Source organism: Candidatus Eisenbacteria bacterium, from assembly GCA_020847735.1.
GTDB lineage: Bacteria > Eisenbacteria > RBG-16-71-46 > RBG-16-71-46 > RBG-16-71-46 > CAIXRL01.
This window is the reverse complement of record JADLBL010000001.1, coordinates 1-22,550: the sequence shown is the minus strand read 5'-3', so window position 1 is coordinate 22,550 and position 22,550 is coordinate 1. Positions and strand designations below refer to the sequence as shown.

Sequence of the window (22,550 nt, the reverse complement as noted above, 5' to 3'; positions counted from 1 at the left end):
GGTCAGCCCGCCAGGGCCTGTCGCGCGAGACCGATCAGCGTCCGAGTCGCGTCCGTGGACGGCGTTTCCGCAATCACCCGCACGACGGGCTCGGTGCCCGACGGCCGGACGTGCACCCATTCCGCTCCTCGCGCGAAACGCAGGCCGTCGGTCTCGTCCACCGACCAGCCCGCGAAGGCGTCGCGCAGCCGGACGCCGGCGCGGTCCCACGGCTCGTCCGGCCGCTTCAGCTTGTCCTTCACCATCACGTAGCGCGGCAGCGAGTCGGCGAGCGAACGGATCGTCGCCCCACCGCTCATCGCCTGCGCGAGCAGCGCCATCGCCACCAGCCCGTCCCTACCATGATGAGCAGCCGGCAGGATCATGCCGCCGTTTCCCTCTCCCCCGGCGATGGCACCGCGGGCGTGCATGGCGGCAACCACGTGCGCTTCCCCCACGGGCGTGCGATGGAGCTCCACGCCGGCCTCGTCGCAAACGGCGTCCAGCATACGGGACGTCGAAAGGTTTGTCACAACCGGACCGCGCTCGCGCGCGAGCACGACGCGTGTGCCGATCGCGACCGTGTACTCCTCGCCGAGCGGGACGCCCGCCGCGTCCACGAATGCCGCCCGGTCCGCGTCCGGATCGAGTGCGATGCCGAGATCGGCGTGCTCCTCGCGCACCCTTCGCCCGAGCGCGCCGAGGTGCTCCGGCAGGGGCTCGAGCTCGCGCGTGAACGCCCCGTTGGGCTCGCAGTCGAGCTCCACGACGCTGGCGCCGAGCCGCTCGAGCAGCGCCGGGACGGCGACGCCGCCGACGCTCGCGCAGCCGTCCACCACCACCCGCAGCGCGCGCGCGCGGATCGCCGCCACGTCCACGCAGCCGAGCCCGAGCACGCGCTCGAGGTGCCAGCCGAGCGCGCCGGGCTCCGCACGCACCTCGCCGAGCCGGTCCCAGGCCAGCCACAGGTCGCGGTCGGCCTCGTAGCGCTCGCGCACGAGTCGTCCTTCCCCGGGCCCCAGGAACTCGCCGCGCGCGGACAGGAACTTGAGCGCGTTCCAGGGCGCCGGGTTGTGGCTCGCGGTCAGGATCACGCCGCCGGCCGCGCGCAGGTGCTCGACCGCCAGCTGCGTCGCGGGCGTCGTCGCCAGCCCGAGGTCCACGACGTCGCGGCCCGCCGCGCTCAGTCCCGCGCTGACGGCGCTGAGCACCATGGGCCCGCTGGTGCGCGCGTCACGGCCGACGACCACCGGCCCGTCGCCGAGCGAGCGGGCGAACGCCGCCGCGAAGCGGCTCAGCACCGGTGGGGTCAGCGTTTCGCCGACCACGCCACGCACACCGGCGACACTGATCATGAGCGACGACGGCAGACGGCCTCCGTTCGACGATGGCGCAGCGATCAAGACGACGGGCCAGTGTCCGGCACCGCGAGGCGCCCGGCACCGGCCCGCTTCGCCCGGAACGGCCGTGCAGGGGGCCGAACGGGCGGGACGATTCGAGATCCCGAACGAGTAATGGAGCTGGTGACCGGAATCGAACCGGTGACCCCGTCATTACGAGTGACGTGCTCTACCAGCTGAGCTACACCAGCTCCCCAGCGCTCCGGCGGGACCGCGCGTGGCCGGCCGCACCGGACCATGGTGCCACCCCCCAGAATCGAACTGGGGACACCGTGATTTTCAGTCACGTGCTCTACCAACTGAGCTAGGGTGGCGAAGTCGTACCGAGAACCACCGCAGGTGGTTTCGGGGCACGGATTTCTAGCATGGGCCTCGCGAAGGCGTCAAACCCCGGCGGCGCCGGAATCGTCCCCGGAACGGCGCCGATCGCCGCGCAGCGAGCGGCGTCCGCGCCGGCGCCGCCGGTCCTCGTTCCCGGCCACCGGAAGCGTGAACGAGAAGACCGTGTTCCACTCGCTTTCGCCCCTCACGCGCACCTCTCCGCCATGCTCGCGCACGATCTGCTGTGCCATTCCCAGGCCGACTGCCGCGCCGGCGACGGGCCCGGTCGCGAACGGCACGAACAATTGCTCGAGCAGATCGCCTCCCTGGCGCTGGCCGTCGAACGCCACCTCGACCAGCACGTGTCCCTGCGCGCGGCGCGACTCCACCTGGATGCGCCCGCCGGCCGGCACGCACTCGAGCGCGTAGGCGAGGATGTTCCCGATCACGCGGCGGATCCGCGAGGCGTCGAGCAGCAGCGCCGGCAGGTCCGGCGCGAGCTTCTTCAGAAGCCTCACGCGCCGGCGCACCAGCATCTCGCCGCTTTGCCGCAGCGCTTCCTGCACCACCGTGTTCAGAGCCTGCATGCGCAGGCGCGGTCGCTCCGGTTCGCTCCAGCGCAGCAACTCGGCCAGCATCGCCTCGAGCCGCTCCGTCTCGCGCACCACGATCTCGAGGAACTCGTGCTGCGGCTCGCCGCCCTCCAGACCGCGGTGCGCACGGCGCGCGAACGCGGCGATCGTGGCGAGCGGGTTGCGCGCTTCCTGCGCGACGCGCGCCGCGAGATCGCCCACGCCGGCGAGGCGGTCCTGATCGAGCAGCCGGGCGGCCTGTTCACGACCCGTCGTGCGCGCGCGATCCAGTTCGGCGATCGCCGCCGAGTGTGCGAGCAGCAGCCCGGCCTGCGCCGCCAGCGTCGCGAGGAACTCGAGGTCGTGCGCCGAAAAGCCGTTCGGCACGCCCTCGCCTTCGTGCGAGTCCCACACGGCGAGGACCCCGAGACCGCGCGCGTAGGCCGAGATCGGCACGACCGCCCAGGCGCCGACCTCGGCCGCGACCGCGTCCGGCACGCCCCGCGCTTCCCCGGGCTTCGCGCCCGAGCGCCGCTGGCCGCCCGCCAGCGCCTCGCCGGCCGCCTCCTGCCAGCCCAGTGCCTGGCGTTCGCGGCTCGAGGCGCTGCCGTGCGAGACCTCGAGCTTCGGCGTGGCGGCATCGCTGGCGAGAAAGACGGCGGAGCCGCGCACGCTGACGCCTTCGGCGGCGAACCGGGCCAGCAGGTGCAATGCCTCGGCCACGTTGATGGACGCCACGCACGCCGCGGCGAACTCGCCCAGCAGCGCGGCCTGGCGCGACCTCGTCCTCGCGACCGCCAGGCGTCGCTGCGCGGCGAAGGCGGACTCGGCGAGCGAACCCAGTGCCGCGGCGACGGCGGCGGCGGCTTCGTCGGTGTCGTGCTCCGCCGGCTCGAACACGAGCAGACCGACGTTCGCCGATTCGACGCGCAGGCGGACCGCGGCGACGCGGGGCGCTTCGCACCAGGGGGCGCCCGGCTGATCGCCTCCGGCTCCGAGCGCTCCGTCGGCTCCGCGCCAGGCCGCTGAAAGCGCACCTTCGAGATGCTCGGGCCGCTCCGACCAGGCGCGCAGCCGGCGCTCTCCCGACGCATCGGCGGGCGCCGCGCGACGGGCGCGGCCGAGCGCCTGCGCCAGCGGCTCCGCATCGGGCACCGCGGCGTCCTGGCGGGCGCCGACGAGCGATTCGTGCGCCGGCGTCCAGCGCAGCCACCAGGCCCGTGACGCTGCCGCCCCCTGCGGGTGCACGGCGAGCGCCAGCAGGACGCGTTCGAGCGCCTCCGCATCGGCCTCGCAGTCGAACAACGGCGCGAGCGCCGGAAGCAGCGGGAAGCGGCCGGCTCCGGTCCGCTCGGACGGGGATGCATCCCTGCGATTCATGGGCTCCCAGAGGGTCGGTGGGACGGCGCGACGCGATCCCGGAGACGGGAAGGCGCCCGCGGCTTCCCGCGGGCCGCCGCCACCGGGGTTATCGGCGAACGCCCCCGGCCGCTTGACCGCGCCCTGCGCGCTTCCTACCGTCCGCCGCGGTCCGATTTCACCCCCACCCACCACGGAGGCTTCCGGTGGACGCACCGCAGCCGCAGCCCCAACCCCTCGAGATCGGCCTCGGCGAACGCGAGGCCGAGGGCATCTACGCGAACCTCGTCTTCATCACCCACTCGCAGGCCGAGGTCATCCTCGACTTCGCGCGTGCCCTGCCCGGCCTGCCGAAGGCCCGCGTGTTCTCGCGCATCATCATGACGCCGCAGCACGCCAAGGGACTGCTCGGGGCGCTCGAGCAGAACCTGCGGAACTACGAGAACAACTTCGGACCCATCAAGCTGCCGGGCGAACCGAGCAAGGGCAAGGAACTGGGGTTCACGAGCTGACGCCTCCGCCCGCCGGCTCGCCGAGTTGCGCGCGCAACTCCGCGTCCACCACCGGCGCCACGCCCAGCAGGTCGCGCAGCATCGCCGGCGGGCGCACGAGCTTCGCCTCGCGGGTCGTGAAGCAGTGCGAGGTCCAGCCGATCGCGCACACCGCGCCGTCCTCGCCGCGCACACGGTAGCCGAACCGCATGCTCGCGCGGTCATGGTCGAGCAGGCCGGTCTCGAGGGTGACGCGCTCGTCGTATCGCGCGCCGTGAAAGTAGCGGCAGTGCGCCTCGAGCACCGGCATCAGCACGCCCAGGCCGTCCTCGACCTCGCGGTAGCTGCGCCCGAGCGAGCGCATCATCTCGGCGCGACCGATCTCGAACCAGCGCAGGTAGTTTCCGTAGTAGACCCAGCCCATCTGGTCGGTGTCGCCGTAACGCACGCGGATCTCGAAACGATGCATGTCAGCTCCCGGAGGGCGTGGGCGGTGGAGTCTTCCAGCGGCGGTGGAGCCAGAACCAGTGTTCCGGCGCGGCGCGCACTTCGCGTTCGAGCCGTGCCGCGTGCCAGGCGGTGAGCGCGCGCACGTGCGCCTCGTCCGGCGGGCCGGCGCTCGCGTGCGGCGGGTCCACGTCGAGGCGATGCCGTCCGTCGGCGCGCCGGCGGATCGTTCCGAAGACGATCGGCGCGCCGGTCTGGAGCGACAGCCTCGCGGGCCCCTCGGGGGTGCTCGCGAGGCGGCCGAAGAAGGGCACGAACACGCCGTGACGACGGGCATCCTGATCGGCGAGCAGCGCCACCCAGCGGCCGGCGCGCAGCGCCTTGAAGACGTGCTTCACGCCGCCGCCGAGCGGAATGATTCCGACGCCGGCGCGCGAGCGCAGGTCGTTGACCAGCGCTTCGACCTTCGGGTTCGAGAGCGGCTTGACCACGAAGTCCACGGGGTTGAGCCGCGCGAGGTGCGCGCCGAGCAGCTCGAAGTTGCCGAAGTGCCCGGTCAGCAGCAGCGCGCCGCGGCCGCGCAGGGCCTCGAGGTGCCCGAGGCCGTGCGCTTCGGCGACGGCGTCCGCGCGCGCGCGCGCCAGTTCGGGCAGCCGCGCATACTCGGCGGCGATCCGGCCCACTTCGCGCCAGTGCGCGGCGAGGATGGCGGCGCGCTCCTGCGCGGTTCGCTCCGGAAAGGCGAGCGCCAGGTTCGACTCCGCGACGCGCCGGCGCAGTCCGAGCGCGCGCGCGAGCCCGCCCGCGGCCGCTCCCACGGCCGTGCCCCCCGGCCAGGGCAGCGCCCGGCTGGCGCCGAACAAGCCCCTCACCAGCAGCGCCTCGAGCGCGTGCGTCTTCACGGGCGCGCGATCCAGCGCTGGCCGGGGCGGGCCCGCGCAATTCCGGCCCACTCGAGGCGCAGCAGTTCGGCGAGCGCCGCCTGCGGCTCCATCCGGGCGCGCGCCGCGAGATCGTCGAGCGTGCGGGGCGTGCCGTCGAGCGCCGCCGCGAGCCGCGCGGCCGGGTCCGCCGCCTGCGCCGGCTGGCCGACCGCGCGAAGGGCCGCGAGCACGTCGCCCGCGTCGGCGCACGGCCGCGCGCCGGTGCGCAGCAGCGCGAGCGTTCCCCGCGAGGTCGGCCGGTCCGCGTCGCCGGGCACGGCCAGCACCGTCCGCCCCAGCGCGCGCGCCGCGGCGGCGGTCGTCAACGCGCCGCTGCGCTCGGCGGCTTCGCTGACCACCAGAACTTCCGCGAGCGCGGCGATCAGGCGGTTGCGACGCACGAACGCCCCGGGACCGAAAGGCGGACCGGCGGCGAACTCGCTGAGCAGCGTCCCGCGCCGCGCGACGTCGGCGGCCAGCGTCGCGTGATGTTCCGGCGTCACCCGGTCGAGCCCCGAGGGCAGGACCGCGATCGTGGCGCCGGCGCCGCTCAGCGCGCCCTGATGCGCCGCGGCGTCGATGCCGCGCGCGAGGCCGCTCACGACCGTGAGGCCGAGCGCCGCGAGGTCCGCGGCGAGCCGGCGCGAGAGCTCGGTGCCGTAAGGCGAGGCGGCGCGCGAGCCGACGATCGCGACGCAGCGTTCCCGCGCCGGCACCGGCGCGCCGCTCAGCCAGACGCGCGCGGGAGCATCGCGAAGGTCGAGCAGCGCGTCCGGATAGCCCGGTTCGCCTCGCATGACGCTTCTCGCCGGCGCGGGCGGAAGCCGGGGCGACGGCGGTGGTTCGGCCACCGCCGCGGCCTTCATGCCGACGGCTTCGGGTCCGCTCCCGCAGGTTCCAGCGGCCGCCGCGGCGGTGGCCCTGTGAGGACCTCCCATTCGACTCCCTCTTCGCTCGCGCGCACGAGTTCGCTGTCGTCGCGCAGGTTTTCGGGGTCCTCGTTGTCCATCAGGTCGTCGTTCTTCACCAGCCGTTCGAGCCGCTCGTGCAGCGGACGATCGAGCGCGGCGAGCCGCTCGAACCGCGCGTGCCGCTGCTCGGGCGCCATGCGGCGCAGCTCCCACGCGATCCGCGCCGAGCCGTTGCGATGCGCGAGATCGCACAACGACGCGCCCGCCGCCTGCGAGACGCTGGAGACAGAGTCTCCCAGGAGCCGCAGCAGCCCTGCGGCCGCGGGCGCGTAGCCGAGCCGGCCGAGCACGCGCGCGGAACTGACGCGCGAGTACCACAGACCCTGCTCGAGCAGCGGCAGCAGCGCCTCCCCGGCCCGCTCCCCGAGCCGCAGCAGGGCGCTCTCCGCCAGCTCGCGCAGGTACCACGACTCGTCGCACAGGCACTCGACGAGCAGCGACATCGCCTCCTCGTCGCGGCGCTGCTCGAGCGAGCGCACGTAGTCGCGCTTGCCCGCGAGGCCGCGCGCGTTCATCGCGTCGTAGGTGCGTCCGCCCGGTCCGTACTTGTCATCCGCCATCGGGATCCTCGGTCGTCTCCTTCGCCGCGGCCGCGGCGATCTCCTTCCACAGGCCTTCGAGCAGTTCGCGCAGCCCTTCTCCGCTGTGGGCACTCGTGAGGTGCGCGCCCGGCAGGCCCAGCCTCGCGGGCGCCTGCGCGCGATCCTCCGGGGACAGCACATCCGACTTGGTCAGCACGACGAGCCGCGGTTTCTCGGCGAGCGCCGCGCTGTACTGATGAATCTCCCGCTCGAGCATCTCCAGGGTCGCGAGCGGCTCCGGAGCGCCGACGTCGAGCAGGAACGCCAGCACCCGCGTGCGCTCCACGTGACGCAGGAACTGGTGTCCGAGTCCGCGGCCCGCGCTCGCGCCCTCGATGAGCCCCGGCAGGTCCGCCACCACGAAACTGCGCTCGAGGTCGAGCGCCGCGATCCCGAGATTGGGCTCGAGCGTGGTGAACGGATAGTCGGCGATCTTCGGACGCGCGCGCGAGACGCGCGACAGCAACGTGGACTTGCCCGCGTTGGGAAGTCCGACCAGCCCCACGTCGGCGATGAGCTTGAGCTCGAGTTCGAGCATGCGCTCGCCGCCCTGCTCTCCGGGATCGGCGCGACGTGGCGCCTGGTGGGTCGGGGTTGCGAAGCGGGTATTGCCGCGACCGCCGCGCCCTCCGCGGGCGGCCACCCAACGTTCGCCGCGGCGGACCAGGTCGGCCAGCACCTCGCCGCTGTCGGCGTCCTTCACCACCGTGCCCGCCGGCACCCGGATCACCAGATCGTCGCCGTCGCGGCCCGTCCGGTTGTTGCCCGAGCCCGCGCGACCGGCGTCGGCACGGTATCGGGGGGCCTCACGGCAGTCAAGGAGCGTGCGCACGTGCGGGTCCACCTCGAGCACGACGCTTCCGCCGTGGCCGCCGTCCCCGCCGTCGGGCCCGCCCTTGGGGACGTACTTCTCGCGCCGGAAGCTGATGCAACCGGCGCCCCCCTTGCCGGCGATGGCGTGGATGCGGGCGTGGTCCACGAGCACGTCAGGTCCTCCCGGTGGCGCGCGCGCGCGCCAGCAGTCCGCCCGCGCGCACCAGCGCGAGCGCGTCGGAATCGAGATCGTGCACGACCCCGAACGACAGGCCGCGCGTGAGGTGGCGCACGGTGACGCGCGGCCCCGCTTCGAGCAACTCGCCGAGCGTCGGCAACTCCAACTCGTCGCCCTTCGCGACGTTCGCGACATCCGACGCGCGCATCCAGCGCAGCGGCACGACGCCGCACAGCACGAGGGCGCGCGCGTGCGCCGGCGCGAACGAGCCCGCGATCACCGCGCGGACGCCGAGCGCCGCCGTCGCCCGCGCGGCCTCCTCGGAAGGCTCGCCGGTTCCGTACTCGCCGGCGGCGACCGCGAAACCGCCGCCGGCCGCGAGCCCGTGCGAAGCGGCGTCGGGGTCGAGTCCGCGTCCCCAGCTCTCGGCGAGCGCGCGGGCGTCGCCGCGCAGCGCGCGGACGCGCGGTCCCCACGGCAGCAGTTCGCCGCACGCGACACGACCCGCCGCGCTCGCCAGCACCTCTCCGCGCAGACCGCCGGAAAGCGGAGGCAGGGGCGACGGCACCCGGTGCGCCGCTCCGTGCTCGACCGGCGGCGGCTCGTCGGGCGGCGCCAGCAGCTCGGCCGGATCGAGCGCCGCCGAGCCGGGGACCGCGACCGTGCGCGCGATGCGCTGCGCCGGTGCGGCCCAGCGCGCGACGAGCGCGGCGACGGAGGTCGCCACCGCACCGCCGGCGAGCGCGTCCTCGTCGGCGCAGGCGAGCGCCCCCTCGGGCAGCGGCGTGCTCGCTTCGGGGTCGCCCGAGTCGAGCAGCACGACCCCCGCGCGCTCGAGCCGCCCGAGCGTGCCGTCCGCCTCCAGCGCCGCGCGCGCCGCCCGCCCACCCGTCACGACCTGCACGCGCGCCCCGGCGGTCAGGGCCGTGCCCGCCAGCGCGTCGGCGAGTGAGCGCAGGTCGTCGTCCTCGGCCAGCGGCCCGATGCGCGCGACGATCTCCTGCACGCTCGTCGCGGCGGCCGCCGAGCCCAGGTCCAGTTCGACCGTCCGATCGAATCCCACGCCCGCGTCCGCGAAGCGCCGCCAGTCCGCCTCGCGTCCCTGCGCCGCGAGGTGCCCGCGCGTCGCGTCGTCGCAGGGGAAGACGCTGGCGAGGACCCCGAGACGCCGCGGGGCCAGCGAGGCCATCGCGATCCGCTCGGTCATCGGGAGCGCCGCGAGGCCTTCGCCGAAGTATTCCAGCACGACGTCGCGGGCATCGCGCCCGAGGGCGATCGCGAGACGGGCCAGCGCCTCGGCGCCGCCGGTGCCCGGAGGCAGCGAGCCCGTGACGTGCACGCCGAGGACCCTTGGCCTCGGGCGCGCGAGCGGCCGGCCCGCGAGCGCGGCGGCGCACTCGAGCGGCGTCGTCGGGAGCGCCAGCATGCCGAACGCGCCGGCGCCCGCGGCTCCCGGCGCGCTTGAGGCGAGCACCGCGCCCGGGGCCGCGAAGCGTCGGCGATGCAGCGCCGCGGCGGGCGCGGCTCCGGGGCGCGCGAACCACATGCCGTAGGCGGCCGCCGCGGTGCGCAGGAAGTTCTGGTCGTCGAGCGCGTCCGGTCCGCGGGCCTCCCGCCCCGGAGCCACCACGGCCACGGCGCAGCGCACCGCCGGCTCGCCGAGCGCTTCGAAGGCGAGCAGAGAGACGACTCCGCCCTCCTCGTCGAGCACGACGTGCCCTGGCGAGACGCTCACGAGCTGGTCCGGTCCGCTCCAGAGCGCCCCGTTCGACTCGTACAGGAACGCGGTCAGGTGTTCGGCCACGCGCCGGACCTCAGTCGCTCTTGCCCGGGCCTTCCGAGGGCTTTTTCGGCTCGGCCGGCGTGGGGGATTCCGACTTCGCCTTCTCCCGGTAGGCGGAGCTGCGGTGATCGGTGGCGTAGAAGCCCGAACCCTTGAACAGCAGCCCTGCTCCTCCGCCGGGAACGCGCTTCGCCGGCGCGCCGCACTCCGGGCAGACTCGCGGCGAGTCGTCGGTCATGGAATGAAAGACTTCGAACACGTGCCCGTGGTCGCAGCGATAATCGTAGGTCGGCACTTCCCGCTCCTTCCGCTCTCAGGCGTGTCCGGCGGCCAGCGCGCACGCCACCGTCGCCGTATCCACGACCTCGTCGCTGCTGCAACCGCGCGACAGGTCGTTCGCCTGCTTCGCCAGTCCCTGCAGCATCGGCCCGATCGCGGCCGCTCCGCCGAGGCGCTGCGCCAGCTTGTATCCGATGTTGCCCGCGTCGAGGTCCGGAAAGACGAGCACGTTCGCGTGGCCCGCCACGATCGAGTCCGGCGCCTTCCGGCGGCCGACCTCCGGAACGAGCGCGGCGTCGAGCTGCAGTTCGCCATCCACGTGCAGGTCCGGTCGCGCTTCGCGGGCGAGCCGCGTGGCCTCGCGCACCTTGTCCGCGCGGGGGTGACGCGCGCTGCCGCGCGTCGAAAAGCTCAGCATCGCGACGTGCGGCACTTCCTGCACGAGCCGCTGGTGATTGTCGGCCGCGAGGATCGCGATCTCGGCGAGCTGCTCGGCCGTCGGCTCCGGCACGACCGCGCAATCGGCGAAGGTCAGCACGCGCTCGGAGGCCCCCGGCGCGCCGCCCGCGGCCGGAAACACCATGAGGAAGAACGAGGAGACCGTCTTCACGTTCGCGCGCAGGCCGATCAGCCAGAACGCCGCGCGCAGGACGTCGGCGGTCGGGCGCGAAGCGCCGGCGACGAAGCAGTCGGCGAGCCCCTCGCGCACGCGCGCCGCCGCCTGGAAGACCGGGTCGGCCGCGTGGCGGTCCCGATCCGGGGCCGCGAGCCGCCCGCCGCGCGCGGCCTCCAGCGCCGCGCGCGTCCGCTCGAACGCCTCGGCGGAGCGCGGGTCGAGCAGTTCGATCGCGTTCAGGCTCACGTCCGCACGGCGCGCGGTGGCGCGTGCTTCCTCGGGCGGGCCGATCAGACTCACCTTCGCGATCCCGTCCCGGGCCAGCCGGGTGGCGGCGACGACGATGCGCTCGTCCCCGGCCTCGGCCAGCGCGAGCCGCCGCGGCCTGGCCTTCGCGAGCCTGCGAATCCGCTCCATGGCGCCGGCCACGCCGCTATTCCTTTCCGCGCCTGCCGGCGCGGCGACCGAAGCGAACGTGCAACCGGCGCTCGACGGTCGCCGGCACGAGCCCCTTCACCCGGCCGCCGTGCCGGGCGACTTCCTTCACGAGCGTCGAGTTGAGGTAGGTGTATTCCTGGTCCGGCATGAGGAAGACGATCTCGAGTCCCGGCTGCAGCCGGCGGTTCATGAGCGCCATCTGGAACTCGAACTCGAAATCGCTCACCGCCCTCAGCCCGCGAATGATCGTCTGTGCTCCGACCTGCCGCGCGCAGTCCACGACGAGGCCGGCGAAGTGCATGACCGAAACGTTCTTCAGGCGCTGCACGGAGTCGCGGATCATGTCCACCCGCTCCTCGGGCGTGAACAGGGACGTCTTCGACGGGTTGTGCGCGACCGCGAGGACGACACGGTCGAAGAGCCGCGCCCCGCGCGCGGTCAGGTCGAGGTGACCGTTGGTGAACGGGTCGAAGCTGCCCGGAAAGAGCGCCACGCGTTCGTGCTTCATGGTCGTTCGGCCTCCGGCGGGGGTGTGTCTTCCGCCTCGTAGAGATTCACCGTCGTCTCGCCGTAACGTCGCTCGCGCACCAGCACGAGCGCTCCGTTCCGCGAGGGTACGTCATCCTTCTGGTGCCTTTCGACCACGACGCGCGCGCCCCGGGCGAGCACGCCCGGCGCTCCGAGCGCCGCCAGCAGGGCCCGGGCCTCCCCGCCACCGTAGGGCGGATCGGCGAGCACCAGGTGCGCCGCGGCCAGCGCGGGGGCCAGCCGCGCGAGCGCTCCGGGCAGGCGCAGCGGCCAGACGCGGGAGCGCTCGAGCAGCCCGAGCGTGCCCAGGTTCCGCCCGAGCACCTCGCGCGGGGCGCGCGCGGCCTCGACGAAGTCGGCGAACGCGGCCCCCCTCGAGAGCGCCTCGATGCCGAGCGCGCCGCTTCCCGCGAACAGGTCCACGACGCGGGCGCCGCCGAGTTCTCCGAGCGACATGAACAGCGCCTCACGCACGCGATCGGAGGTCGGCCGCGTTCCCAGGCCGCGCGGCGCCTCCAGCCTGCGCCCACCCAACTCCCCCGCGATCACTCTCATGTCCGGCCGCGCAGGATGCGGGCGAGGCGCCAAAGTGTCAAGACTCACGGCGCTGCTTCACCCTGCCCTGCAAAGAGTTGCGCGTGCGGCTGGAAGCGGCGTGTGAGCCGCTCACCTCAGCGCACGTCCACCGTCTCGTAGCCCGCGGGCGCGACGATCCGGAAGTAGGCCGGGCCCCGCCCGCGCGCGAAGCGCCAGCCCGAGAGCCGGTAGCGCAGTGTGCCGTCGCCGGAGGCGATCTCGAGTTCGCCGGGAAGTCCCCGGCCGTCGAGCCGCACGAGCGCGCTGTCGGCCACGCCGGCGCGGGTCCGCTGAACGAGCGCGAACCGCCGGGGCGCGAGCGGGCGCTCGGTCACCTGCGACGTGTCGCCGAGCAGCGCGCGCCACCAGCGCAGCGCCGGCGCTCCCTGTTGCGCTCCGAAGCGAAGCAATTGCCGCGTCGCGGGCTGCAGCCACTCGCTGCCGTCGTCGCGGGCCACGAGCCGCTCTCCCGTTCCGGCGAGGTCGAGGCGCACGCGATCCGGCGCCTCGAGCGTCAGGGTTCCGGTGACCGTGCGCGGCGGCATCCCCGGCAGCGCGGACGTCGTCCAGTGCAGCGTCACCTGCGCGCTGCGCCCCATGGACAGCTCGCGTGACAGCGCCGCGGAGGACTCGAGCCGGGCCGCCCGGGAGACTCCCGCGTTCGCGCACGTCGCGGCGAGCGCAATCGCCAGCAGGCCGGGGGCGCGGTTCATCGTGCGCCCTTTCGGCGCTCGAGCCAGTCGCGCAGGCCGTCCCAGTCCAGCCGTCTCGCGCCGTCGGGAATGCGGAGCGCGAACCAGCCGTCGTCCGCCCGCTCGGCGACGTGGACGGCGTCCACCCCGAGGCGCACGCGCGCCCAGCCCGTGCCGTCGCCGATCTCCAGCTGGCCGGGCCACTCCGTTCCGGCCACCCGTTCCCAGCCGGAGTAGCGCACCGACACGCTTCCCGATTCGCCCGCCAGTCGAACCCGCGCCGGCCGGGAGTCGCGGTCGATCAGCAGCTCGAGCGAATCACTCCCTTCGCGCCACTTCAGCCGCAGCCCCGCGCTCTCCGGCGAGGCTTCGCGCCACGCCTCACGCGGCGGGTTCCAGGTCGCGCCGAACGAACGCGCCAGCAGTCCGACGGGCGGCGCGATGCCGAGCGACTCCCGCGCGCCGGCGAGCGCGAGCGCGGTGCGCTCCGACGGCAGCCAGGCGATCACCGAGTCGCCCTGCGCGCACACGTCCACCGCGGTTCCGAACAGCGCCCCGACCCGCAGGCGTGCCCGGTCGGGAGCGGCCAGCGCGAGCGTCGCCGGCAGCCCCGGCAGCCGGCCGGTCGCGCGGCCGTCCACCCGCACGAGCAGGTCCGCGGTCAGCGCCTGCAGCGCCTGCTCGCGACGCACGCGGCTCTCGTCGTAACGGGCGGCCATGTCGTCCACCGCCGGAACCGGACGCACCGGCGGCGCGCAGGAGCCGAGCAGGCCGGCCAGCGGCGCGGCTGCTGCGAGCGCCAGCGCCGCGAACGCCCGGCGTCGGACGCGCTCGCCCCTCACGGCCGGGTCGCCAGCGCGCGAGCGACCGCGTCGGCGACCTGCGCGGCATCGAGGCCGTCGGTCCCGATGCGGAGGTCCGCCACTTCGGCGTAGCGGGCCGCCCTCTGCTCGAGCAACTCGCGCAGCCGCCGCTCGGGATCGCCGCCGGCGAGCAGCGGCCGCTGGCGTGCGGGATCGGCGTTCCCGGCGCTCACCCGGCGCGCGGCCTCGCCCGGCGTGACCTCGAGCCAGACCACCGTGCACCGCTCCCGCAGCAGCCGGCGGTGGGCCTCGTCGGTCACCAGGCCTCCGCCGCAGGCGATGACCCGGACGCCCTGGTCCAGCACCCGGGCGAGCAACTCGCCCTCGCGGCGCCGGAACCAGGCCTCGCCGGAGCTCTCGAACAGCTCGGCGATCGCGCGGCCCTCGATCGCCTCGATCATGGCGTCGAGGTCCGCCACCGACGCGCCGAGACGTTCGCCGAGCAGCGCGGCGACGGCGCTCTTGCCCGCACCCATCATGCCGACCAGCGCGACGGGGCGCCGACTCGGCCAGCTCACCGGGAGTCCCTCATGCGGGCGGAAGCTAGCACAGCATGCACGTGCGCCGCCGCCTCCCGAAGGAGACGGCGGCGCGGTGCGCGGGAGATCGCGGGGTCAGTTCGAAGCGAGATTCGTGACGATGCGCGGCGTCACGAAGATGATCAGCTCGCGGTTCTGGCGCACGGTGCTGTGCGAGCTGAACAGGAAGCTGACGAGCGGGATGTCCTTCAGGAACGGCACGCCACGGGTCACGGTGGACTCGTTGGTGCGGATCAGGCCGCCGATGACCGCGGTCTGCCCGTCGTCCACCATCACGCGCGTGTCGGCCTCGCTCGTGTTGATGATGATGCCGCCCTGCACGGTGGACTGCGTCGAGAGGTCGCTGACCTCCGGGTGCAGGTCCATGACGATCTTCTTGTCCTGCGTCAGATGCGGCGTGACCTTGAGCTGGATGCCGATCGTCTGCAGCTGCGAGACCGGGTTGCCGGCGACGTCCTGCACGATGAGCGGAATCTTCTGGCCGACGATGATCTTGGCCTCGCGGTTGTCCACCGTCGTGATGCGCGGGTTCGAGATGATGTTGGCCTTGCGCTTCTCCTCGAGGCTCTGCAGCTGCGCCTCGATCGAAGCCCAGTCCTTGAAGATGCCGAACGTGATCTTGTTCGCCGCCTCGACGCCGGTGTTGTGCTCGGCGCCCACCTGCAGCGAGTAGTCGTCGTTGTGCAGCGGGCCGCCGCCCTGCAGCTTCTTGCCGCCGCTTCCGTCGTCCACGCCCGCCCAGAACTCGGGCTTCTGCGGGGCGATGTTCCACTCGACGCCCAGGTTGCGGAGCGCCGAAGCGTCCACGTCCACCAGCTTGGCGGTGATCTCGATCTGCGGCGTCGTCGAGTCCAGCTCGAGCGCCATCTTCACGACCGCGTCGAGGTTCGAGGTCAGGTCGGTGACGATCAGCGAGTTGGTGCGCTTCTCGACCTGGATGCTGCCGCGCTTCGAGAGCGCCGGCGCCAGCGGCGTCGTCATCTCGTTCGCGTTGGCGTAGTTGAGCTTGACGATGCGGGTTTCGAGCGGCACCAGTTCGAGCGTGCGGGCGTTGGCCGTCTCGCGCTCCACCTTCTCGGTGTTGAGCTTGCCGGATTCGTCCACGCGCACCACGGAGCCGTCCTCGACGAAATCGAGGCCGTTCGCGCGCAGCACCGCCTTGAGGGCGTCCTGCCACGCGACGTTCCGCAGCTGGATGGTCACCGTCGCCTTGACGTTCTGCGAGACGACGATGTTGCGACCGCTGAACTCGGAGATGGCACGCAGCACCGTCCGCAGATCCGCCCCCGTGACGTCGAGGTTGAATCCGCCGGAGCTGGTCCGCGTCAGTCCGACCTGGGACGAGGCGCTGGACTGCGCCCCGGCCGGCTCAACGCCCGTGGCCAGCACCAGGCCGGCCGCCAGGAGGAGGCCGATCACGACCCTGTTAGCGTGCATTCTGATCTCCCTTCCGCACCAGTGGGATCTCCACCGACTGTGACTGATTGTCCGACGTGATGGTCACGACGATCGCATCGCGCTTGAGGCTCTCGACGTAGCCGTTCTGCACCTTGTCACCCTTGCGAAGCACGAAGCTGTTGCCGCGCACGTCCTCGACGAGCGCGAACTGGTCGGTGGCGCCCCAGACGATGCCCACGACCCGGATGCCACCGGGATCCGGGGGCGCGTCGCCGCCGACGTCGGCGCCGACGAATCCGCCGTCCACGAGCGACTGGAACGGGTCGCGACGACCGAGCGCGTTGTACTGGTAGGTCAGGTGGTCGTCGATGTGCGCGAGGCCCGAGCCGGGCGCCTGCGACGGCTGCGGGACCGCCGTGACGACCGGAGCGCCGGCGCCGTCACCGGACGCCGCGCGGGCGGAGGTGCCGGGACGGACCGTCGCCGGGGCGTCGGCGGCCGCCGGCGAACCCTGCCGGGACTTCGCCGTCGCGGCGGGAGCCGGTGTCGTCGCCGCGGGAGCGGGCGTGGTCACCGCCGGCGCCGGGGCGGGCTGCGCCACGGGCTGAACGACGGCCGCCACGGGTTCGTCCTGCGGCGAGAACAGGCCCTTCACGTAGTTCCAGCCGAGACCCACGCCGGCGAGAACGAGGGCGACGACGGCCAGGACGATCCGGCGCACGATCGCGCTCTTCACGTTCCCGCCCGCCTGCGCGAGAAAGTTAGGACTTCCGGCCATTGGTCTCCCCCTTCTTCCCGTCCTTCGCGACGGGCGCGGGCTGCGTCGAAGCGGTGTTCAGGCTGTAGGCCGAGGCGGTGAAATCCGCCAGGGTCGTGCCCGCGCCCTGCTTCGTGACGCTGGTCAGTTTCAGGTTCGACACCGTGACGATCCGGCGCAGGTTCGCGAGTTCGGCCAGGAACGCGCCGACGTCGTGATAGTTGCCCTGCACCGAGATCTGCACCGGCAGTTCCGTGTGGTACTCCTGCGGACGGGTGCCGCCGGGGCGGAAGAGCACGAAGCTCACGCCGGTCTGCTGGCCGGCGAGCGTGATCTTGCGCAGCAGCGTGGACAGCTGCCGGTCCGTCGGCAGCAGCTCCGACGCCAGCTCCCAGCGCTGGTGCAGCTGCTCGTACTCGGCCTCGAAGCGCGGCAGGTCGGCGACCGACGCGCGGGCGCGCGCCAGCTCGGACGACTTGCGCTCGTAGTCGCTCTTGAGCGCCGAGAGCTTCTCGTTCGAGTTCATGAACCCGAACGGCACCAGGTGCGTGAAGTAGAAGACCCCGAGCGCGCCGCCCGCGATGAGGATCGCGAGCAGGAGCTTCTGCAGGGCCGGACTCTTGAGATCCATGCTGGCCATGTTCGCGTCCCCCTAGTTGGCGCTCTCGTCCGGCGTCACCTGGCAGGTGAGACGGAACTTGACCACGTCCTTGCCCGTCGCGGTGCCGTGCTCGGCGACGCCCAGTTCGACATTCGCGAACAGGGGCGAGCGCTCGAGGCGCGACATGAAGTCCGACACGACGAGGTTCGAATAAGTGACCCCCTCCAGGCTGAGGGAACCGCCCGCATCCTGCGTGGTTCCGGTCAGCCAGAGGTGGTCGGGAACGCACCGCGCGAGCTCATCCATGAGTCGAACGCTCTCGGTGCGGCCCTTTTCCAGCCGGTTGATGATGCCCATGCGCAGGTCCAGCTCGGCGCGCTCCTTGGCCAGCTGGTTGACGCGGGCGATCTGCGGCGCCAGCGCGCGCGACTCGGCGTCCACCTGGTCAATGGACGTCTGCAGCGCCGTGATGCGGGTGCCCTGCGACATCGTGGTGCCGGCGATGACGAGCGCCGCGAGGCCGGCCACGGCGCCCGGAAGCACCATGTCGCCGATCTTGAGATCGATCGCGACGGCCTTTCGCTGGCCCTTCTCTTCGCGCGGCAGGAGATTGACGCGAATCATTTCTTGTCCCCCTGTCGGCGCAGCGCGAGTCCGATCCCGACCGTGAGAAGCGGCGCCACCTTCATCACGTCCTGGCCCGCGAACAGCGCCGGATCGAAAGCCACGCGCTGCAGCGGGTTCACGATGTCCGTCGAAACGCCGAACCGGCGGCTGAGGAACTCCGGCACGCCCGGCGTGAGCGCGCTGCCGCCGCACAGCAGGATGCGGCTGATGTTGCCCGCCTCGCCCGCCGTCCGCAGGTAGGCCTGCGCGCGTTCGAGAGCGGTCGCGACGCCTTCGCAGGCCTGTTCGATGACCGGCGCGACCTCGAGCCCCGAGCCGGACTCGCCCCGCACCGCTGCGGCAGCCTCCGACTGGCTGAGGTTGAACTTGCGCTGCACGGCCTCGACGAACGTGTTGCCGCCCACCTGGAGGTCCTTGGTGAAGTAGGGCACGCCCGCCTGCACGATGTTGATGTTGGTCATCTCCGACCCGACGTTGAGGATCGCGACGACCTCTTCCGGCGCGAAGTCGTAGTTGGCCTCGATCGCGTTCTGGGCCGCGAACGAGTCCACGTCCACGATGCTGGGCGCCAGGCCCGCCTCGCGGATCAGGTCGCTGAAGGACATCACCATGTCCTTCTTGGCCGCCACGAGCAGCACCTGCATCTGCTTGGGGTCGGCCGGCGAGTCGCCGAGGATCTCGAAGTCGAGCGACACGTCGTTGATGTCGTACGGGACGTGCTGCTCGGCCTCCCAGTAGATCGCCTGCTGCGCGTCGTCCGCGGACAGCTTGTTCATGACGATCTTCTTGACGATGACGGCGCGTCCGCTGACGGCGGCGACGACGTTCTTGGACCGGATCCCGCGGGACTCGAGCAGATTCGAGATCGCGTCCGTGACGAGCTGGCGGTCCATGATTTCGCCGTCGACGATCGCCTCGGCCAGGGGCTGCGAGACGCCCCAGTTCACGAGCCGATACGCCTTGTTCGACTGGGCTTCGAGTTCGACCACCTTGACGCTGTGGCTCCCGATGTCCAGCCCGACGAGCGACTGCTTCTTGCCGAAGAGCATGGGTCTCACTCCCTGAATGCGGTGCGGGTCCCGGCCGGCCTGCTCGACGGTTCGATCACCGATGCAGCCGCCTTCGACCTGGAGAGCGTGGGAAGGAGATCCGCCCCGCTCCACCTGCCACCTGTTCTTTCGACCAACCCCGGGGTTTCCTGAAGTGCGTTCTTCACGGCGCGTTGCGTTTCGTCCCCTGCCCCGCCGGGGCGGACTCCCGGAGGAGGACCACCGGGGTGGACAGCCTCGAACGGACCAAGTCGTTGCGGCCGGCCGCCATGGCGTCGTGGATCCGCGCCATTTCCCGCTCCGCGAGCTCGCGCAGGTAGGCGTTCGGACTGGTTTCGCGAACCTGCTGCCAGAGCGCGTAGGCGACGGCGGGGCTGCCGGAGTTCTGCCGGCAGAAGGCGGCGAAGCGGCGGGCGACGTCGCGCCGCCCGGGCAGCAGCGCGGCCAGCTCGAAGTACTCCGCGGCGCGCCCCAGGTCCCGGCCGTTCGGCTTCACGTAGTAGAGGAAGCCCAGTTCGAACGCGAGGCGGCCGCTGCGGGGGTTGCGGTCGAGACCCTTGAGCATCAGGGCCTCGGCGAACGGGAAGTTGCGCCCCTCCTGAGCCAGCGCGAACGCTCCGAAGACGTAGGCGCTCTCGAACCCGGGCGCGAGCGTCGTGAGGATGTCGAAGACGTGGTAGAGATGATCGAAGCGGTTGTCGGTTCGGCGGTGCTGGCCGTAGTACTGGATCGCCCGGATCCAGGCGAGGTCGGCCGCCGTCTCCTCGTGGCCGAGCGTCGCGGGACGCACGTGCTGTCCCGAGGGGTAGTAGGCGAGCTCCTCGAGCGGCGAGACCCGCGGCAACGCGGTCCACGACCAGTTCGCCAGCTGGAACACCGCCGCGCCGAGCGCGAGCGCCAGCGCCCACGCCACCGCCTGCCTCACCCGCAGCGGCTGCGGGGCCCGAGCGAGGGCGCTCACTTGAAGTCCCGCGATTCGAACGCCGCCGCCGCCAGCGCCATCATGCAGGCGCAGTAGAGCAGCGCGTAGCCCGTGGCGACCCCCAGGTGCAGCACGGAGGTCGCCTCGCCCGACGCGGCCAGCGAACGCATGTTGAAGAGCGACAGGTTCGGCACCAGGTTCGCGCACGCCTCGAACAGCCCTCGCATGCCGGCCGGGGCGTCGGCGGCGAAGCGCCGCAGGTCGTCCGACCACTGCCCGACCACGAACAGGCCGAGCGTGTAGAGCGACGAGAGCACCGGGGTCGAGAGCGCCGAGAACATCACGGCGATCGAGGTCACCACCGTCAGTTCCAGTCCGGCGAGGTAGACGGCTTCGGCGATGGACAGCGCGGCGCCCGCGTGTCCGAGCGCCGCGAGCAGCGTCCACAGCGCGAGACCGAGCACGGCGGCGACCGTCCACAGCGCGGCCGAGAGGCCGGCCCACTTGCCGACCAGGTAGACCGGCCGCGCGATCGGCCGGGACAGCAGGTTGAAGATCGTGCGGCGCTCGATTTCCTTGGCCACCAGGCTCGTGCCGACCATGAGCACGACGAGCAGGCCGAGGAAGGTGATCGAGGAAAGCCCGAGGTCGATCGTGACGCGGGTGCCTTCGCCCATGGCGAGCGGGCGCGCGATCAGCGTCACCAGCAGCAGGGCGACGCCCGCCGCGATCACGCCGGCGAGCACGCGGTCGCGGATCGCCTCGAGATAAGTGCTGCGGGCGATGAGCGTGACGTTCATGCGCTCCTCCGGCCGTCGCCGGCGCGCAGGGCCGAGCCTTCGGCCGCGGCCATGAACAGCTCCTCGAGCGAGGCGCGCAGCGGCGTCACCGCGCGAATGGCGGCGCGCGACTGGACGAGATGGGCGATCACCGCCTGCAGGAGCGCCCCGTCGCCGACGGTGAACACGGACTCGCCCGGGCGTTCCACGCGTGAGACCCGGCCCGCCCAGGCGGCGGGCAGCTCCAGCACCGGCGCGCCCTCGACCCGGACTTCCACCGGATGCCGGCCGTCGTCCATCAGGTCGCCGACGCCGGCCACGCGCTCGAGCCGGCCCTTGAGGACGATGGCCACGCGGTCGCAGAGCATTTCCACGTCGGGCAAGATGTGCGACGAGAACAGGACGGTGACGCCCCGTTCGCGCTGCTCGAGGATCAGATCCCGCACGTCCCTGCGGCCGAACGGATCGAGGCCGCTCATCGGCTCGTCGAGGATCACGAGCCGCGGCGCGTGGACGAGCGCGGCGGCGAGCCCGAGGCGCTGAAGCATGCCCTTGGAATACTTGCGCAGCCCGAGTCGGAGCCGGTCGCCCAGCCCGACGCGCCCGAACCAGTGGCGGGCCGCCCGCGTCGCCTCGTGCGCGGACAGTCCCGAGAGCCGGGCCGCGAACTCGAGGTACTCGACGCCCGTCAGGTGATCGAAGAAGTAGGGCTGCTCGGGCAGGAAGCCGAGCGATCGCCGGCTCTCGACGCGGTGGATGGGAACCCCCATCAGCCAGGCACGACCGCCCGACGGCTTGAGCAGCCCGGTCAGGATCTTGAGCGTGGTCGTCTTGCCGGCGCCATTGGGACCCAGATAGCCGAACACCTCGCCGCGGCGAACCTCGAGACTGAGGCGGTCCAGGCCGACCGACGAGCGAAGCGACCAGTTGGCCCGGTAGACCTTCGACATCTCCTCGATCCGCACCGCCGCGGCGTCCGGTCCGGACGCCGCCGCGAAGGACGATCGGTCACCGGCTGGCCGGCCCGGCCGGTCGGCGACCGAACTCTGCCCGGGTCCGGGTTCGTTCGCGTTCGTGCTCATGCGCTCCAATCCCTTGCGGCATGGGTGATTCTGTCCGTGCGGGCACTGCGGGGGTGAACCGCCCGGGGCCAACTGCAACGGATGTGCCGCGATTCACCCGGCTGCGCAGAGGAGGCCGGGTCGGGGGGCCGGCCGGGCACCGGGACCGTGGGAACCCGGTCCGTACTCCGGCGGCGCGAACAGGGCCGCGCGAAGCGTCAGCGGCCGTTCGAGAGGATGATCTGGGCGAAGTCGGCGTTCTTGCCGTGGCCGACGATCTGGTAGCACCAGCTGGCCGAGTCGCCGTAGGCGATGATGCCGGGCTTGCCCGAGGTCGCGAGCGGAATCGTCCAACTGCCCTGGTATTCGTAGGCGTTGCCGTCGCCGACCGTGCGGTCGAACGGGTTCTTGAACAGCGTCGCGTTCACCGGCAGGCGCGCGGCGATGTCCGCCACCGCCGAGGGATAGACGCCGTCGTTCAACACCGAGTAGTCCTCGGCCGCGAGCTGGAAGGTGTGCATGTTGCTCTTGGTCGCGCCTTCCTTGGCCCGGTCCTGCATCGAGATGAAGTTCGGAATCGCGATCGCGGCGAGGACGCCGATGATCACGACCACGATCATCAGCTCGATCAGCGTGAACCCCCGTTCGCCGTTTCGCATCTGGTTTCACCTCGGATTGGGAGCCTGCCGGCCCGTCTGGGCCGGCGAGCGGCTCGTGTCTGCTCGTTGTGGACCGGAGTCCGGATTCGGATGCGCGGGGGCGGCGAGCGCCCCCGCGCCCCGTGCGACTACTGACCGCTGGTGAGGATCAGCGACAGGTGAGCGCCGTAGCCCTCGCCCGCGATCGCGTACTTGATGCTCGAGGAGTCCGCGTACGCGACGATGCCGTCCTTGCCGGTCGTGACCAGCGTCGGCGAGTACGTCGCCACGTCTTCCCAGGCGTTGGCCGTGCCGACCGAACGGTCGAACGGGTTCTTGAAGTTCGCGCCCGCCGCCGGCAGCATCGCC

26 protein-coding genes and 2 tRNA genes are annotated in these 22,550 nt (G+C 72.6%); 1 reads left to right on the top strand and 27 read right to left on the bottom strand.

Going from position 1 to position 22,550, the window contains the following annotated elements; genetic code table 11:
* Nucleotides 1-2: 2 nt before the first annotated feature.
* The 4 genes from glmM to IT347_00125 all read right to left on the bottom strand — a co-directional run bounded on the left by glmM (nt 3) and on the right by IT347_00125 (nt 3,652).
* Entirely contained in the window at nt 3-1,334 is a 1,332-nt protein-coding gene (gene glmM / locus IT347_00140) for a phosphoglucosamine mutase (GenBank protein MCC6347989.1), read from the bottom strand.
* Nucleotides 1,335-1,494: 160 nt separating this feature from the next.
* Nucleotides 1,495-1,570 (bottom strand) — tRNA-Thr (locus IT347_00135).
* A gap of 47 nt (nt 1,571-1,617) precedes the next feature.
* Nucleotides 1,618-1,693 (bottom strand) — tRNA-Phe (locus IT347_00130).
* A 69-nt stretch (nt 1,694-1,762) separates the two neighbouring features.
* Nucleotides 1,763-3,652: a hypothetical protein gene (locus tag IT347_00125; GenBank protein ID MCC6347988.1), complete on the bottom strand. Its 1,890-nt coding sequence runs from the start codon at nt 3,650-3,652 to the stop codon at nt 1,763-1,765.
* A gap of 185 nt (nt 3,653-3,837) precedes the next feature.
* Here IT347_00125 and IT347_00120 point away from each other — a divergent pair, with 185 nt between their 5' ends.
* Nucleotides 3,838-4,143 (top strand): DUF3467 domain-containing protein, encoded by a 306-nt coding sequence (locus tag IT347_00120; protein MCC6347987.1) that lies wholly within the window; start codon nt 3,838-3,840, stop codon nt 4,141-4,143.
* Here the strand turns inward: IT347_00120 and IT347_00115 are convergent.
* The 23 genes from IT347_00115 to IT347_00005 all read right to left on the bottom strand — a co-directional run.
* The gene (locus IT347_00115) at nt 4,133-4,591 is read right to left on the bottom strand and encodes an acyl-CoA thioesterase (protein ID MCC6347986.1); all 459 of its coding nucleotides are present in this window, start codon (nt 4,589-4,591) and stop codon (nt 4,133-4,135) included. The two genes, IT347_00120 and IT347_00115, sit on opposite strands and share 11 nt — an antisense overlap.
* Before the next feature lies 1 nt (nt 4,592).
* Entirely contained in the window at nt 4,593-5,471 is an 879-nt protein-coding gene (locus IT347_00110; GenBank protein ID MCC6347985.1) for a lysophospholipid acyltransferase family protein, read from the bottom strand.
* On the bottom strand, nt 5,468-6,289 hold the full coding sequence (dprA, locus tag IT347_00105) for a DNA-protecting protein DprA (GenBank protein MCC6347984.1): 822 nt from the start codon (nt 6,287-6,289) through the stop codon (nt 5,468-5,470). Before dprA ends, IT347_00110 begins: the two co-directional genes overlap by 4 nt.
* A 65-nt stretch (nt 6,290-6,354) precedes the next feature.
* Nucleotides 6,355-7,023 carry a hypothetical protein gene (locus IT347_00100; GenBank protein ID MCC6347983.1) on the bottom strand — a complete coding sequence of 223 codons (669 nt, stop codon included), beginning with the start codon at nt 7,021-7,023 and terminating at the stop codon, nt 6,355-6,357.
* Nucleotides 7,013-8,029, bottom strand: coding sequence for a GTPase ObgE (gene obgE, locus IT347_00095; GenBank protein ID MCC6347982.1), 1,017 nt, complete (start codon nt 8,027-8,029; stop codon nt 7,013-7,015). Before obgE ends, IT347_00100 begins: the two co-directional genes overlap by 11 nt.
* 1 nt (nt 8,030) lies before the next feature.
* Nucleotides 8,031-9,839, bottom strand: coding sequence for a hypothetical protein (locus IT347_00090; GenBank protein MCC6347981.1), 1,809 nt, complete (start codon nt 9,837-9,839; stop codon nt 8,031-8,033).
* A gap of 10 nt (nt 9,840-9,849) precedes the next feature.
* Entirely contained in the window at nt 9,850-10,113 is a 264-nt protein-coding gene (locus IT347_00085; GenBank protein MCC6347980.1) for a zinc ribbon domain-containing protein, read from the bottom strand.
* Between the two features lie 18 nt (nt 10,114-10,131).
* On the bottom strand, nt 10,132-11,130 hold the full coding sequence (locus IT347_00080) for a phosphotransacetylase (protein MCC6347979.1): 999 nt from the start codon (nt 11,128-11,130) through the stop codon (nt 10,132-10,134).
* Between the two features lie 16 nt (nt 11,131-11,146).
* Nucleotides 11,147-11,659 carry a pantetheine-phosphate adenylyltransferase gene (gene coaD, locus IT347_00075; GenBank protein ID MCC6347978.1) on the bottom strand — a complete coding sequence of 171 codons (513 nt, stop codon included), beginning with the start codon at nt 11,657-11,659 and terminating at the stop codon, nt 11,147-11,149.
* Nucleotides 11,656-12,234 carry a 16S rRNA (guanine(966)-N(2))-methyltransferase RsmD gene (gene rsmD / locus IT347_00070; GenBank protein ID MCC6347977.1) on the bottom strand — a complete coding sequence of 193 codons (579 nt, stop codon included), beginning with the start codon at nt 12,232-12,234 and terminating at the stop codon, nt 11,656-11,658. The genes coaD and rsmD overlap by 4 nt, the downstream gene beginning before the upstream one ends.
* 116 nt (nt 12,235-12,350) lie before the next feature.
* Entirely contained in the window at nt 12,351-12,968 is a 618-nt protein-coding gene (locus IT347_00065) for a hypothetical protein (GenBank protein MCC6347976.1), read from the bottom strand.
* On the bottom strand, nt 12,965-13,789 hold the full coding sequence (locus tag IT347_00060) for a hypothetical protein (protein MCC6347975.1): 825 nt from the start codon (nt 13,787-13,789) through the stop codon (nt 12,965-12,967). The genes IT347_00065 and IT347_00060 overlap by 4 nt, the downstream gene beginning before the upstream one ends.
* A complete protein-coding gene (locus tag IT347_00055) occupies nt 13,786-14,328 on the bottom strand; it encodes a shikimate kinase (protein MCC6347974.1) in 543 nt (180 codons plus the stop codon). The genes IT347_00060 and IT347_00055 overlap by 4 nt, the downstream gene beginning before the upstream one ends.
* Nucleotides 14,329-14,424: 96 nt before the next feature.
* A complete protein-coding gene (gene pilQ / locus IT347_00050) occupies nt 14,425-15,786 on the bottom strand; it encodes a type IV pilus secretin PilQ (GenBank protein MCC6347973.1) in 1,362 nt (453 codons plus the stop codon).
* Nucleotides 15,776-16,525, bottom strand: a complete 750-nt coding sequence (locus tag IT347_00045) for a hypothetical protein (protein MCC6347972.1) — start codon at nt 16,523-16,525, stop codon at nt 15,776-15,778. Before IT347_00045 ends, pilQ begins: the two co-directional genes overlap by 11 nt.
* Nucleotides 16,509-17,144, bottom strand: a complete 636-nt coding sequence (gene pilO, locus IT347_00040) for a type 4a pilus biogenesis protein PilO (protein ID MCC6347971.1) — start codon at nt 17,142-17,144, stop codon at nt 16,509-16,511. Before pilO ends, IT347_00045 begins: the two co-directional genes overlap by 17 nt.
* Before the next feature lie 12 nt (nt 17,145-17,156).
* Nucleotides 17,157-17,729, bottom strand: a complete 573-nt coding sequence (locus IT347_00035; GenBank protein ID MCC6347970.1) for a PilN domain-containing protein — start codon at nt 17,727-17,729, stop codon at nt 17,157-17,159.
* Nucleotides 17,726-18,781, bottom strand: coding sequence for a type IV pilus assembly protein PilM (gene pilM, locus IT347_00030; protein ID MCC6347969.1), 1,056 nt, complete (start codon nt 18,779-18,781; stop codon nt 17,726-17,728). The genes IT347_00035 and pilM overlap by 4 nt, the downstream gene beginning before the upstream one ends.
* Nucleotides 18,782-18,944: 163 nt before the next feature.
* Nucleotides 18,945-19,742, bottom strand: coding sequence for a hypothetical protein (locus IT347_00025; GenBank protein ID MCC6347968.1), 798 nt, complete (start codon nt 19,740-19,742; stop codon nt 18,945-18,947).
* The gene (locus tag IT347_00020; GenBank protein ID MCC6347967.1) at nt 19,739-20,503 is read right to left on the bottom strand and encodes an ABC transporter permease subunit; all 765 of its coding nucleotides are present in this window, start codon (nt 20,501-20,503) and stop codon (nt 19,739-19,741) included. The genes IT347_00025 and IT347_00020 overlap by 4 nt, the downstream gene beginning before the upstream one ends.
* Entirely contained in the window at nt 20,500-21,564 is a 1,065-nt protein-coding gene (locus tag IT347_00015) for an ABC transporter ATP-binding protein (GenBank protein ID MCC6347966.1), read from the bottom strand. Before IT347_00015 ends, IT347_00020 begins: the two co-directional genes overlap by 4 nt.
* A 197-nt stretch (nt 21,565-21,761) precedes the next feature.
* Nucleotides 21,762-22,202, bottom strand: coding sequence for a type II secretion system protein (locus tag IT347_00010; GenBank protein MCC6347965.1), 441 nt, complete (start codon nt 22,200-22,202; stop codon nt 21,762-21,764).
* Between the two features lie 128 nt (nt 22,203-22,330).
* A partial coding sequence (locus IT347_00005) for a hypothetical protein (protein MCC6347964.1) occupies nt 22,331-22,550 on the bottom strand: 220 nt, incomplete at its 5' end.